The 13,162-nt window shown below is 59.6% G+C and carries 9 protein-coding genes; 3 read left to right on the top strand and 6 right to left on the bottom strand.

What is annotated here, in order from left to right; all coding sequences use genetic code 11:
- Positions 1-768, top strand: coding sequence for a GntR family transcriptional regulator (locus tag GOB85_RS02520; protein ID WP_173576015.1), 768 nt, complete (start codon positions 1-3; stop codon positions 766-768).
- A 62-nt stretch (positions 769-830) separates the two neighbouring features.
- On the opposite strand, the gene GOB85_RS02515 is transcribed toward GOB85_RS02520, so the two are convergent.
- From GOB85_RS02515 to GOB85_RS02495, 5 genes are all read right to left on the bottom strand, one after another.
- Positions 831-3,818, bottom strand: a complete 2,988-nt coding sequence (locus tag GOB85_RS02515; protein WP_173576016.1) for a rhamnan synthesis F family protein — start codon at positions 3,816-3,818, stop codon at positions 831-833.
- A gap of 404 nt (positions 3,819-4,222) precedes the next feature.
- Positions 4,223-4,717, bottom strand: a complete 495-nt coding sequence (locus tag GOB85_RS02510) for a hypothetical protein (RefSeq protein WP_242011235.1) — start codon at positions 4,715-4,717, stop codon at positions 4,223-4,225.
- A gap of 834 nt (positions 4,718-5,551) precedes the next feature.
- The gene (locus GOB85_RS02505) at positions 5,552-5,836 is read right to left on the bottom strand and encodes a DUF3325 family protein (protein WP_173576017.1); all 285 of its coding nucleotides are present in this window, start codon (positions 5,834-5,836) and stop codon (positions 5,552-5,554) included.
- Positions 5,833-7,296 (bottom strand): PepSY-associated TM helix domain-containing protein, encoded by a 1,464-nt coding sequence (locus tag GOB85_RS02500; protein WP_173576018.1) that lies wholly within the window; start codon positions 7,294-7,296, stop codon positions 5,833-5,835. The genes GOB85_RS02505 and GOB85_RS02500 overlap by 4 nt, the downstream gene beginning before the upstream one ends.
- Before the next feature lie 129 nt (positions 7,297-7,425).
- A complete protein-coding gene (locus tag GOB85_RS02495; RefSeq protein ID WP_173576019.1) occupies positions 7,426-7,767 on the bottom strand; it encodes a DUF3649 domain-containing protein in 342 nt (113 codons plus the stop codon).
- A gap of 702 nt (positions 7,768-8,469) precedes the next feature.
- On the opposite strand from GOB85_RS02495, the gene GOB85_RS02490 reads away from it, so the two are divergent.
- Both GOB85_RS02490 and GOB85_RS02485 read left to right on the top strand, forming a co-directional pair.
- A complete protein-coding gene (locus tag GOB85_RS02490) occupies positions 8,470-9,222 on the top strand; it encodes a transporter substrate-binding domain-containing protein (protein WP_173576020.1) in 753 nt (250 codons plus the stop codon).
- Positions 9,223-9,389: 167 nt separating this feature from the next.
- Positions 9,390-10,328, top strand: a complete 939-nt coding sequence (locus GOB85_RS02485) for a hypothetical protein (protein WP_173578984.1) — start codon at positions 9,390-9,392, stop codon at positions 10,326-10,328.
- Between the two features lie 255 nt (positions 10,329-10,583).
- On the opposite strand, the gene GOB85_RS02480 is transcribed toward GOB85_RS02485, so the two are convergent.
- Positions 10,584-13,160, bottom strand: a complete 2,577-nt coding sequence (locus tag GOB85_RS02480) for an HWE histidine kinase domain-containing protein (protein WP_173576023.1) — start codon at positions 13,158-13,160, stop codon at positions 10,584-10,586.
- Between the last annotated feature and the right edge of the window lie 2 nt (positions 13,161-13,162).

The raw sequence follows: 13,162 nt of genomic DNA, 5'->3' as shown, positions 1-13,162 counted from the left end.
ATGTCTTCCCGCATTTCTGATGGTCTGTTCGCGGCGCTGGCGCCGGATCCGGCGAATCGCAAACCTCTTTATCTGCAAATGGAAGAAAGCCTGCGCTTTCTGATTGAGGGTGGCACGCTGAGGCGGGGCGATCCGATTCCGGCTGAGCGTGATCTGGCGACGCTGACGGGTGTCTCCCGCGTGACGGTGCGCAAGGCTCTGGCGTCTCTTGTCGCGACCGGTGCGCTCACGCAGCGGGTGGGGGCGGGGACTTTTGTGGCCGGGCGGATTGAGCAGCCTTTGTCTCTTCTGCTTGGTTTTTCTGAAGATATGCGGGCCAGGGGGTATGAGCCGGGCTCGATCTGGCTGGATAAGGGCACGGGCAGCGCGACGCCGGATGAGGCGATGGCGCTTGGCATCGCGCCGTCGGCGCCGGTGGTTCGGCTCAGACGCATCCGGACCGCGGATGGTGAGCCGATTGCGATCGAGACGGCCGTGGTGTCCCGTCATGATCTTCCGTCACCGGACCTGGTGGGGGAGTCGCTTTATGCGGCGCTGAAGGATCGCGATTTGTTGCCGGTGCGGGCTTTACAGCGCATTCGGGCTGGTCTTGTCAGTGTGCAGGATGCGCCGTTGCTTGGACTGACGCGGCCGGCGGCAATTCTGCAGATTGAGCGGCGCTCTTTTCTGGCTGACGGACGGGCGCTTGAGGTGACGTTTTCGTCGTGGCGGGCAGATCTCTATGACTTTGTTGTGGAGTTGCGGGCGCCGCGCACGGAGGGGGAGTGACGGACCGGCCTGTGTGATGATCATCAGCCCTGGTAAGTTCTGCCGGGGGCGGCCTTTGAAGATCAGGCGAAACGGATCTGGCCCCGGCCGCAGAATTCGTCTTCGACGCTGAGGGCTTTCATGATTTCCGGGGCGAGGGTGAGGCGGTTTTCGGACAGCGCGGTGAGCAGGGCTGTGCTGGCGGGGGTGACGGCCTGGAGACTGTGCAGGACTTCCGGGCCATACGAGCGGATGATGTCGTGGCAATAGCTGCTGATGCCGCTGAAGAGGGTTTCGAGTGTGGTGAAATCCTGTGTTGTACGACTGTCCCTGGCGAAGACGGGGCGGGGCGGGGTGACGCCGGTGTCGTAGCCGATAGTCTGTCCGTGAGGAGCCGTGAGGACGGCTTCGACGAAAAGGCCGTGCTGGCGTCGGAAGGTTTCGGCGTCTGGGCCGGATGCGAGGAGGCCGAAGGCGGTGCCGCCGGAGTGTTCGGCGGCGGCGCACTGTGTTTCGGCAGCCATGTAGAAGCCGGTGAGGGGCAGGTTTAACGTGGTTTGCATGTGGCGCTGGATGGTGGCGCCGTAACCGACATCGACGATACCGTGACGGGTTTTTGTGTCTGTGCCGGGCGTGAGGCCGCAGGCGCGGGCATAGGCGATGAGGGCTTCGCGCGATATGCGGGCCTGGGCGAGGATGTCGTCTTTCAGGAGAATGGTGAGGTTGCGGACGGTATCGCGATCTTCCGGAAGGGCGACGTCGATATCGTGAAGCGGGCTGTGTGCTGCGATTTCAACGCCCAGGCGGGCGGTGAGGAGGCGGGCCATGGAGCCGCGAAAGCCATCGCCGCTGATGGCGAGAATATCCGGATCAAAATGGGTGACCTGAGCGGCGCTGATGGCGACGCGGCGCGAGCAGTGGAAGTGCAGGGCGTCGGGGATCGGCAGGTCGTATGTTTCGCGGAGGTCTTTGTAGAGGCGCGAGAGAAAATAACCTTCCCTTGACACGAAAAGGAATTTTTCGATCCGCTGTGTGGCGGGGTGGGTGATGAGCTGTGCCATGAAGGCGAGGAGGAGAGGGCCGAAGAGGATGTGGCCGGCCTGTTCCGGCGTTGTGAGCGTGCGGGCGGTGGTCAGGCGCTGGTTCGGGGTGCTGGCGAAGGGCGAGGTGAAGAGGTTGCTGACGAGCGGGCCGAGCAGAATGTCGCCGGAGAGGCGGCGTTTTTCGGCGCTCTGGCCCGGGGGGATCGCGGCGGGTGTGACGACGGTGGCGACAGCGGGGCCGACGGGGTTGAGGCGGAGCATGTTGAGGCCGGACAGGACGTGGAAATTTCTGATTCCGAGGTCGGTGGTGCGCTGGATGTCGGCGTGTTCGTTATCGCCGACATGCAGGAGGGTGGCAGTATCTTCGGCGGCGCGGATGAGATCCCACATATCGCCGCGATCCTTGCGGGCGAGGCGTTCGGAGGAGAGGTAGATTTCGTCGAGCAGGGGAGTGATGCCGGTGCGGTCGAGGACGGGGGCGATGTCGTCGCGGCTGAGACAGGTGTCGCTGATGAGCAGGGTGCGGCAACCCCGTTCGCGGGCGTAGCGCAGGGCGGTGATGATTTCGGGGCGGGGGCGGAGGACGTTCCGGTCGATTTCGACTTCGAGCGTTCGGGCTGTGGCGAGGGCTTCCGCTGGCCAGCCGGTGAGGGTGCGGAGGGCGGCGTAGATGTCGTCGAGTCCGACATCATCGGTCCAGGCGCGGGTTTCTCTGGCGTTCTGTTCGGCCTGTTTGCGAAGGGTGAAGAACGCTCGCGGAGAAGGCGTGAGGGTTGGGAAGCGGTGAGCGAGCCGGCTGGCGACGTCATAATGGATGGTGTCGGGGGTGAGTGCGATGCGGGTGAGGAGGGTGTCGAACAGGTCGAATGAAACGGTGCGGGCTTCGCGAATGGCGGCGAGCAGATCTCTTTGTGAGCGGCGTTCGTACTGATCGAGATTCATGCAGGACCAGCCGACGCGGATCAGGCCGGCATCGGGGTCATATTCATCGATATGGCAGCCCTGGGAGCGGATGACGGGGTTGAGGATTCTAATGAAGGCGTCAGGGAATGTTCCGTTTTCCGGGGTGGGAGGAGGCGCGTCGTCCGGCGGGAAATCCGCTGGTGTCCAGGGGATGTCGAGCAGGGGGGCGAGGGCGTGGGTGGTGGCCCAGAACAGGCCCTCGGGCGGGTGGCTGAAATAGCCGGCCGGGGCGGGAAGGTTCAGGCGGGAGAGATAAGGGTGAGCGAGGTGCTGGTTCGCGAGCCAGGTGTAGTGCCAGTAAGGAGTTTTTGGATCCGGTGCGGGCTGGATGAGGCCGGTTTTCGGGTCATCTGTGAAGCGGGTGAGAAGTCCGGCGAGTGCGCCGGGGGCGGTGGGCAGGAGGCGGGCGAGGGCTTTGGGGGTGGCGTCTGTGTGCAGGTGCAGGATCAGGTCATGGCTGCGCAGGGCGGTGCTGAAGGTGGTGAGGATCGGGCCGAAAGAGCCGTCGCGCAGCTCTGCGACCCGGACGAGGACGGGGGCGGCGTTGAGGTTTGCGCGAGTGAGGCGCTCTTCGATCCGGTGGCGTTTTTCGGAGGTGTCCGTGGTGATGAGCAGGGTAAAGCGATCGGGAAAATGTGTGAGTCTGTCGAGGATGGGATCGAGGGGGCTCAGGCGTGTGGCGTGGATGGTGATGGCGGTTTTGGGGGCGTTATCGGGCAGGGGGCGGAGTTGTGTGGGGATGACCGGGCCGGTGCCGCCGTGGAGGCTGGTGTCGCAGATGCCGTCGATGTGCTGGCCCTGGGTGAGGCCGTGTTCGAGGTAGTGCAGGAGGGCGTTGAGCGTGCCGGGTTCGAGATTCCAGTAGCACTCGAAATAGCGTTTTGTATCGAAGAGGGGGCCTGGGGCGAGGCAGCGTTTTGTGCCTTCGGTCAGGAAATGCGTGAGCGGATCGGGGGTGTTGCGTTCGTGTTCCGGGAGGCGGGCGCGGTACCAGTCGGGATCGAACAGGCCTGAGGAGAGGATGAGAGCGCGGGAATCCGTGGCGGTGCCGGGTGTGGAGGACATTGGGCTTCCCTGGGTGGTGCGGGCCTGTCGGGTGAGATAGCACAGGGGGGCGGACGTGTCCCGGAGAGCGGACGCCCATGGTTTTTCACAGCTCTGTCAACGGGCCGTGCTCAGGCTCGGGACCTGCTTTAAACTCTGACCGACTGAACGGGGCGCCTGGAGACAGGCACTGCCGCCAGCACTCAGGAAAAGAAAATATGGGTTCCGGTGGCGGAATTATCCTGGCCTTTTTTGGAGCAGTCCGGGCGGCGCTGACTCTTACTTCAGGCTTTAATATCCATGACTGGACGCCTGGGCTGCCCTTTCTGTTTTTTGCGTTGCTCGCGGGAGTTGCGCTGTATGTGCGGCGCATGCCGGGCAGCCGTCTCCGAGAACTCCTGCCTGTCCGATAAGGATAGAATCTGTCAGGTGGAGAACTGTTGTGATGGAGTTTTGCTCTCATTATCCACCGGACTGGAAAAAAGCTTTGCGATGAGAGATTCTTCGCTGTTTGTTGAATCTGCGCCAGGAGAGAACGACGCCGATATTTGACTGCTTCCGACGGAAGTGCCAGTGCCGGTATAGAGTGAGAAGGAAGACGATGAGGACGTCATACTATACTGAAAGCCATCCTTGAGGGTAATGGCGCCTTTGACCTCTGACGCAGGCACCCCATTGATGAGAACTCCCGCACTTACCGGAATATACTTATCTCCCTGAGGAAGAAAAACAACTGGATCACTCTGATAAATGGCGGTTGAGGACTCGGACGACAGGTCGAGTATTGTTGCCGCCCCTGTACTGTCGGCAGAGCTGATTCTTGCGTTCGCTGTGTTCGAAGCGGTGACTTCCGGTTTCAGTGAGCCATCTTGGATGGATAATTCAGCAGATAAGATAGCCGACGACATATCAATGTACATTTGTTCCTCCTGTTATCTACATGCTGTTATTTGGCCACGCACAGAAAATCCGTTCTGAGATTATTCCTGGGATTCATTTATGAAACATTAAATCGTCTATTTTTATATATATGTAATTATTGATTTGTGCGTTACTTAATTGTGAGAAGCGTTAATATTTATGAGTATATTTTTATTTTTACTAAAAATACATAAGGAGATTTATAATCTCCGTATCAAGTGTTTACACGGAAACGTCAGACTTTACGAATCCATGATATACCTATGATGGTATTGTTGGTGGGCCAACAACGTTAACTGTCAATAGATCGAACACAGATGTTGGCATTTTTGAATGTGTACCAACAAGCGGAGGCGCTCCAGCGGAGATAGCTTTTAAGGGGGCAAATGACAGTATCAGTATGTACGCCGGCGGGGGTGTCAGTGGTTCCGATGATACAGTGGATCTCTCCCATACAGCCTTCAGGCAGGTTGATCCAACAACCGATGCTCAAGCGGCTCTGCAGAAGCTTGTCATTCACGGATCAGGAGGAAATGATATGTTCACGGGCGCCTCATTAAATAATTTTCTCTATGAGGGTGTGGGAAACTGTAATTTGGAGGGTTCTAAAAACCCTCCTTTTTCGATCACAGCAGAGTCATAACTCATTGATATTGCGCATTACACAAAAGCTTGGATAGGGGTTTTTCGAACCCTCCATTTCTGCTAACTCAAAACATTATAAATAAAACTGCCTCATCAATTAATAAAAAATTTCACACTTGTAACCTGAAGACAATAATCTCCTTCAAGAGTGTATTTTTTCGGACGCTTACCTTTCAGGCGGCCTGTCATTATCTGAGCCTGGCGGGTTTTTGCCGTATTGCGGTGCAGAGCAGGGCGACGAGGAGGGCGTTGACGGAGAACTGGCCGATCCAGGTGATGAGAGCGAAAGCCGGGTTCTGGCTTTCGTGAAGTGTCAGCGCACAGTGGGTGGCGAGGACGGCGAGGGCGAGTATGCGGCGTCGGTGGCGCTGGCGCGGGAGGAGCGGGGGGGAGTGGAAGGTGGCGTTTTCGCGTTCGCTGGCGGAGGCGAGGAGGAGGACGGCGAGAAAGCCGGCGAGGGCGAGGATCATCATGTCGTGGGGTGGCGCTTTTTCAGGGCGGCGCGTCTGGCTGCCGCGGCGAAGGCTGCTGCGAAGATGAAGGCGGTGAGGGCGGTTGTGGCGTCGACGGAGCGGTGCCAGGGGGCGCTGATGAGGGCGACGGCGGCGCAGGTGATGGCGGCGAGAGAGAGGAGTTCGGGCCAGGTTTTTGTGGCCGGGCGCAGGGCGGCGAAGAGGAGCAGGGCGGCCCAGGTGAGGAAGACGGTGCGGATTTCGAGAGTGGCGCGGTCGGCGAGGCTTACGGGCAGCAGGCGGTTGGCGAGGAAGTAGCTGGCGAAAGCGGTGGGGGTTCCGGCGATGAATCCGACATTCAGGCGATCGACGAGGGTGGTGCTGAGGCGGGGCGTGTTTCGGGTGCGGCTGATGGTCCAGAGTCTGAGACCGGTTCCGGTAAGGGCTGTGAGCATCAGGCCGGAAAGGAAATAGAGCCAGCGGGTGATGCCGGGTGCGAAGCGGGCGACGTGCAGGCCGTAGAGGACGTTGAAGGTGGTGATGACCGGCCGGTGTTCGGTATGTTCGGCGAGGATGGTGCCGGTCGTGCCGTCGAAGCTGATGACGTGGCTGGTGATGCCGATGCTGTCCGTGTTGCCGGCGGTGACGGTGATGACTGCGGCCTGATCACCGGGATTTTCGATGTAAAAGCTGAGGATGCCGGTTTTTCCGAAATGCTGTTCGGCGGTGCGGAGGATGGGGCCGATGGGGGCGAGGGGTGTGGCTTTGCCGGTGACGGGACGCTCGATGGCGGCGGGATGCAGTTCGTGCTGAGCGGTGGTGAGGTCGCTTTTGTAAAGAGTCTGGGCGCCCCATGGCAGGAGCAGGGTGCTGAGGGTGACGGCGCCGGTGAAGGCGATCATCAGATGGAAGGGGAGGGCGATGACGCCCAGGAGGTTGTGGGCGTCGAGCCAGCTTCTTTGCCCTTTGCCGGGTCGGAAGGTGAAGAAATCGGCGAAGAAGCGGCGGTGGGCGACGATGCCGGTGAGGAGGGTGAGGACGAGGGCCATGGCGGCGATGGCGGCGAGGAGGCGCCCCCAGGGGTAGGGGAGCTGGAGTTCGAAGTGGAAGCGGTAGAAGAACTCGCCGCCATGAGTATCGCGCAGGGCGTCGGGGCTGCCGGTCAGGGGATCGAGGGGGCGGAAGACGTAGCCGTTTTTGTCGGACCAGAGGGCGAGGGTGAACGGGGCGCGGGGTGTCGGGACGTCGAGATACCAGTCTGGCGAGTGAGGCGCGTGGGTGCTCAGCCAGGTGATGGCGGCTTCGGCGGCCGGGATGGGATCGGCGGTTTCACGGGTGAGTTCGGGGTGCATCCAGACGGTGATTTCGGGCCTGAAGACGCTGAGTGTACCGGAGAGGGCGATGGCGAAGATGAGCCAGCCGGTGATGATGCCGGACCAGTCGTGCAGCCAGGTCATGGCGGGGCGGAAATTGCGTTTCATACCGGCGGCGTCATCTGAGGTCTGATCATTTTTGTTCGTGGCATCTTTGTTCGTGACATCCGGGCGGGCTCATGCGGGCAGGTCTGGTGTGCCGCGCCGGGTCGCGGTTGCCGGTTTATCGCCGCTGATTCAGGCTGGCCAGTAAGCCAGGGTGGCGAGGATTGCGGTGGTCAGGGTGAGGCAGGCGCAGAGGCGGGGCAGGCTGTGGAGGGCGAAGGCGGTCATCATGACGGGGGGCCAGGCGACGAGGCCGAGCATCATGCCGGCGGCGACGGCGTCGGCACGGGGGAGGGGCAGCCAGCGGGCGGCGGCAACGGAGAGGAGGGCGGCGAGGGTGTAGCCGCCGGGGATGCCGGCGAGGGCGCGGGCGGCGATGTCGAGGCGGTCTGTGCGGGTGGTGGCCATGGGGGAGGTCCTCGCATCCCGTGTGGTTTGAGTAAACAGGTGGGTTTGGAAAGGCTCTGTTGTCATTAAGTGTTGGCTCCTTTCCAGGGCTTTGCCCTGGAACCCACCAAAGGTCGCAGACCTTTGGAAACCATTTTATTATTAAGCAATCGGGGTGCAGGGGCCGTCGTGCGCAGCCCGCCTTCGCGTGACGGTCCCTGCCGGGTTCGGGCAGAGCCCGGATTCTGCCAACCCGTTGAAAAATCACAGATCAATACGCAACGATAACAGAGCCTTTGCAAAGGTATGTGAGGTCTTATCATGTGTTTTTCTGAGGCAGGGATATGTTGTCTGGTCCTTCCTGGGGGGCGGGGTTCCGAGGGCTGGTTTGTTTGCCTGGTCGGATTTGTGATCTCTTTAATCAGCCTGATGCCTGACTGTACGGGTCCCGGGGTCAGGAAGAACCCGGCGTGAGCGATAGTGTGATTCATGGCTTTCACGCGTGTGTCTCCCCTGGCAGGGTTTCGTGCCATGAAGTGCGAATGGGTCGCAATAGCAGAGTGCTTGAAATAATGTGTCACCGGCACAGAAATATGTTGCGTGGCTGCGACTGTGTGGTTTGGCCGGAAGGATGCGGCCAGGTGGACAACAGCGTGAAGCGCCGTGTGACGGATTTCCGAATTTTCTTGTGATTGTTACGGGAGTTTGGATAACTGGCTGCAAGAACAACACTCTTCATTTCCGGCTGTGAGCGGCTTTGTGTTGCGGCAGGCTGGCAGGAGCGGCGGCATGACCGGTATTTCTGAAAATGTTCTGAGCGAGCTTGCGCCGACCGGGGTAATCCGGACGGCGATCAATCTGGGTAATCCGGTGCTGGCGCAGAAAGACGCTGCTACGGGCGCGCTTCAGGGGGTGTCCGTGGCGCTGGCGCGGGAGGTGGGGCGCAGGCTGGGTGTTGAGGTGGTGTTTCAGGCGTTCGAGTCTGCCGGGAAGGTTTTTGAGGTTGTGCCGCGTGGGACGCTGGATCTGATGTTTCTGGCGATTGATCCGGTGAGGGCGGAGGAGATTCTGTTTACGGCGCCTTATGTGGTGATTGAGGGAACGTATCTGGTTTGTGATGACTCACCGTTGCGGGATGTGATGGAGTTTGATCGCGAAGGGGTTCGGATCGCGGTCGGGAAGGGTGCTGCTTATGATCTGTATCTCAGCCGGGCGTTGAAACATGCGGCGCTGGAACGGGCGGCGACGTCCGCGGCGGCGATTGATCTGTTTGTTGATGAGGGGCTTGAGGCGGCGGCGGGGGTGAGGCAGCCGCTGCTGGCTTATGCCGCGTCGCATCCGGGATTTCGGGTGATTGACGGGCGGTTTACGGCGATTGAGCAGGCGGTGGGCGTTCCGAAGGGGCGCGAGGCGGCGCGGGCGTGGCTTCAGGAATTTGTTGAAGAGGTGAAGGCGTCCGGGTTTGTGGCGGCGGCGCTGGCTGCGAGCGGGCAGACGGCGGCGAGTGTGGCGCCGGCTCAGGCGCGGTGGCCGGAGGTTTAGGAGACGGTATTTCGTGTCGGTTCTGGCCCGGGAATATTTCATTTCTGTTACAGATGATACTGACTGGCACGAATTGACGTGTATTGAGACTGGTTTGCGGCTGGTGCGCTGCGTGGCTGGAAAGGATGATTGTTTCCGATTCAGTAACAGTATTCTGGCGACGGAACATGCGGTGCGTTCTTCATATAGGAACGGAAAAGACGGCGACGACATCCATTCAGAGCTGGCTGTATGCGAACAGGGCCATGCTTTCTGACAATGGCGTGGCGCTGAGTGACGTTCTGGATCAGGGGAATAACCGGGCTTTGTGCGCCTGTTTTCAGCCTGCAATGGACGAATATCTTGTGGACAAAGGTATTCGGAGTGAAGAAGAAAAAAGTGCTTATTTTGCGTCGTTTCGCAGTGATTTTGAGGATGAGATCCGTCGGGCCGGCCAGTCACACGACACGATGATCATCACATCCGAGCATTTCCATCGGAGGATGACGAGCGAACAGAGTCTTGCGGAGCTGAGGGATTTTCTGGTCAGGAATTTTTCTTCCATTGAGATTGTCTGTTATTTCAGGGAACAGTCCGAGGTCAGGAAGAGTCTTTACAGTACAGGAGTAAAGGGCGGCGACACATGTAAAATTCAGGATTTCCAGAATGGAGACATTACCGGCTCTCATTATTATAATTACCGGAAGATGCTGGATAAATGGTCCGCATGTTTTGGGAAATCGTCTATAAAATCAAGGTTATTCGGGAAGAAATTATTTCCGGACGGAGATATCAGGAAAGATTTTCTGGCTGTGTGCGGACTGGAGGACCTGTCGGATCTCCTTGATTTTTCGGGAACTTATGAGAACGAAAGTCTGACGCGTTTTCAGGCGTTTCTGGCCCGGAATATCAATAAAGTTTTTCCGCGCTATGACAGGAAGGGCAATTATTCCTGGATAAGAGACCGGGCTGTTTATGTGGTTTCTCATTTCAGGGTTTTCCGGCTGGGTGGTCGTATAAAAGATCCGCGGCAGAAGAGTTTTTACATGGCTTTTAATCAGGAAAATGAGAAATTTTTCCATGAATATTTTGGAATAAAGAAAAATCTGTTTTCAGTGCCGCGATAGGCTCCTGGTTACACCGGAGAATTCGTGGACGGTGTAAGTCGCCCGGACCCGGCCGGGACAGCAGGCCCCTGCACCCTGGTTTGCTGATCATAAAACGGTTTGCAAAGGCGGGCCTTTGCCGGGTTCCGGGGCAGAGCCCTGCCCGTCCTGCATCTCCCGGTCCTGCACCGGCCAGTCTTACAAAGGTCAAAGCCCAGACCCTCTGGTATAACGTTCACAGAGCCAGTGGAACGGTTCCGGACGGGCTGGCGTGTGTCAGGGTTCCTGGTTTGCCAGCAGGGAGAGAGCTGTGACGGCTTCTGTCGTTGCGTATGGTTTTTCTATGACGGGAGCAGCGGGAAATGCGTCTGTCACGGAGGTTCCTTTTCCATAGCCTGTTGCGAACAGGAACGGAATGGCGCGTTCTGTCAGGAGATATGCGACGGGCAGAGAGGTTTCGCCATCGACATTGACGTCGAGGATGGCGAGATCGATCGGGTGGGTTTTCAGGATAGTGAGAGCGGCCTGGATGGTGGGGGCGACACAGACGGTCGCCGCGTTTTCGGACTGAAGTGTTTCCTCCAGATCCATTGCGACAAGGAACTCATCTTCCAGAACAAGAATATTTCGGCCTTTCAGGGCGTTGAACGGGATCTGTCCTGTCCGGAGCCTGTCCTTTTTCTGTTCGGGCTTGTGCTCTCCGGCAGGGGGCTGATCGATAATGGTGGAGGCCGGCAGGCAGACAACCACTGTCACGCCGTCCGGATTGAAGCTTCGGGTTGCCGTTCCTTTCAGATCGTGGCGGATGGCGCGTTCGATCAGCAGGCTTCCGAATCCGGATCGTTCCGGGGGGCTGACCACGGGGCCGTTACGTTCCTGCCAGTGGATGGTGCATGTGCCGGCGAGGCCGGCGTGCTCCCATGTGACGGCGAGTTGTCCTGACGGGACTGACAGGGCGCCGTATTTGACGGCATTGGTTGTCAGTTCATGGAACAGGAGCGCGAGGAATGTCACCGCCCGTTCTGTCAGCCGGATGTGGGGGCCTGTCAGGGTGATCTGGCCTTTGCTGGAGTTGTACGGGGCGAGGTCAGTTGTCAGGAGATCATGCAGGGATGTTCCGGCTTCCGCGCCGACGGCCAGGTCATGGGCGTTTGCGAGAGCGCGGATGCGTCCCTGGAGCGTGTTCCGGTAGTCGGTTGCGCTGTCCTGCACGGCGGGCACCCGGGAGACGAGCGACTGCACAACGGCCAGAAGGTTTTTGACACGATGATTCAGTTCGTCGTTCAGCATGCGCTGTGTGGATTCCGCCTGGATGCGCTCCAGCAGTTTCCGCTGGCTGGATCGTGCGGCGACTTCCATCAGCGCGGAACGAAACAGGGCTGCGAGTTCGAGATCGTCATCGCTCCAGTGGGCTGAGTGATGCCGGACTTCTTCGGTCCATATCTCGAAGCTGCGTCGCGGGGTCAGGCGGGCGCCGTGGGGGCCGGTGCTGTAGGTTTTGGCGGGGTCGCCGCCCCATACCACGGTCTGGATGATTTCCCGCCGGAACAGGATGAGGCAGTCATCCTGTTCCGGCCAGACGGGGATGATGATGGCTCCGGAAATGTCGGGCAGAGAGAGCGCGAGATCGGGGCAGTCTCTTGTCAGGCAGTCACTGTGCCAGATCTGGTTTCTGGCGACTGTTCCGGTCAGGGACAGTAGCTTCCTGATGTCTGTTTCCGGAAGAGTGAGGCCTGTTGCGGACCATTTCTGGTCTGTCCAGATGCCTCCGCCGTCGCAGGGCACGATTTTCAGGAGGTCTGGCAGGTGTGACCGGGCGTAGTGCGCCAATCCGTTTGTGCCGGTAGCGTCACGGAGGAGACGGGAAAGAAAATGGTGTGCGGCCTGTGTCAGGCTGAGGCGGCGGGACCGGTTGAGCGCCACGATCTGCAGGGAGATGAATTCCCCGATCATTTTGGCGGCGATGCGTTCGGCCATGAACAGGGGGCGGGGGTTGTAATGGTGACAGGCGATCAGTCCCCAGAGTTCGCCATCGACGATCAGGGAGACGGACATGGAGGCGCGGACGCCCATATTCGTCAGGTATTCGCAATGAATGGGGGAGACGGCGCGCAGGTGCATGAATGACATGTCCAGCGGGGGCAGGCCGGGTTCTTCGGTCAGGGCGACGGGCTGGTAAGTCGCATCACAGATGACGCGGATCAGGGAGCGTTTGTACAGCTCGCGGGCCTGGGCCGGAATGTCGCTGCCGGGGAAGTGCTGTCCGAGGAAGCTTTCCAGTCCGTCTCTTCGGTCTTCGACGATGACCTGGCCGGACCAGTCCGGGGCGAACCGGTAGACCATGACGCGGTCGTAACCGAAGGTCTGGCGTAAGGTTATGGCGGCATCCCGCAGCAGCGTTGTGGTATCGGACGGGTTACGCAGGCGCTCCACGGCCGCGCGTTGCTGCGCGGCCAGGCTGGCGTGCAGTCTGACGGGGGTGATGGCTTCGAATTCCACGACCACGTTCGACGCCCGGTGGTGAACCGCGATATCCCGATGCTGGTTAAGGGGAAATTCGACATCGAAACTGATGGCGGGCGGTCCGAAGGTTTCGCTGGCGGCCAGGGCGAGAATCGTGGCTGCTGCTGCCGGACCGACGCAGTCTTCGATGGACATTCCCAGACGCAGCGATGGCACGTCCATGGAGGCCGGGGCGTTGTCCGAGAATCTTATGAGACGGTGGTCGGTGTCTGAAAAGGCCATCACGCATCCGGCGGGCTGGATGCTGGCCGGGATGTGGATGGGCTCACGATCGCAGCTCGTCAGGTCAGCCTGTCCGAAAATAACCTGTTCGATGTCTGTGTCGGTCATAA

It is taken from the genome of Acetobacter fallax (assembly GCF_011516735.1).
Lineage (GTDB): Bacteria > Pseudomonadota > Alphaproteobacteria > Acetobacterales > Acetobacteraceae > Acetobacter > Acetobacter fallax.
Note: the sequence above shows the minus strand (reverse complement) of the source record. Positions and strands in the feature narration are given on the sequence as shown.

Excerpts from the sequence above, each read along its gene's own strand:
- GOB85_RS02485 (WP_173578984.1), top strand. The coding sequence starts at position 9,390 with ATGCGGTGCGTTCTTCATATAGGAACGGAAAAGACGGCGACGACATCC.
- GOB85_RS02515 (WP_173576016.1), bottom strand. The coding sequence starts at position 3,818 with ATGTCCTCCACACCCGGCACCGCCACGGATTCCCGCGCTCTCATCCTC.
- GOB85_RS02495 (WP_173576019.1), bottom strand. The coding sequence starts at position 7,767 with ATGACAACAGAGCCTTTCCAAACCCACCTGTTTACTCAAACCACACGG.
- GOB85_RS02490 (WP_173576020.1), top strand. The coding sequence starts at position 8,470 with ATGACCGGTATTTCTGAAAATGTTCTGAGCGAGCTTGCGCCGACCGGG.
- GOB85_RS02520 (WP_173576015.1), top strand. The coding sequence starts at position 1 with ATGTCTTCCCGCATTTCTGATGGTCTGTTCGCGGCGCTGGCGCCGGAT.
- GOB85_RS02510 (WP_242011235.1), bottom strand. The coding sequence starts at position 4,717 with ATGTACATTGATATGTCGTCGGCTATCTTATCTGCTGAATTATCCATC.
- GOB85_RS02480 (WP_173576023.1), bottom strand. The coding sequence starts at position 13,160 with ATGACCGACACAGACATCGAACAGGTTATTTTCGGACAGGCTGACCTG.
- GOB85_RS02505 (WP_173576017.1), bottom strand. The coding sequence starts at position 5,836 with ATGATGATCCTCGCCCTCGCCGGCTTTCTCGCCGTCCTCCTCCTCGCC.
- GOB85_RS02500 (WP_173576018.1), bottom strand. The coding sequence starts at position 7,296 with ATGAAACGCAATTTCCGCCCCGCCATGACCTGGCTGCACGACTGGTCC.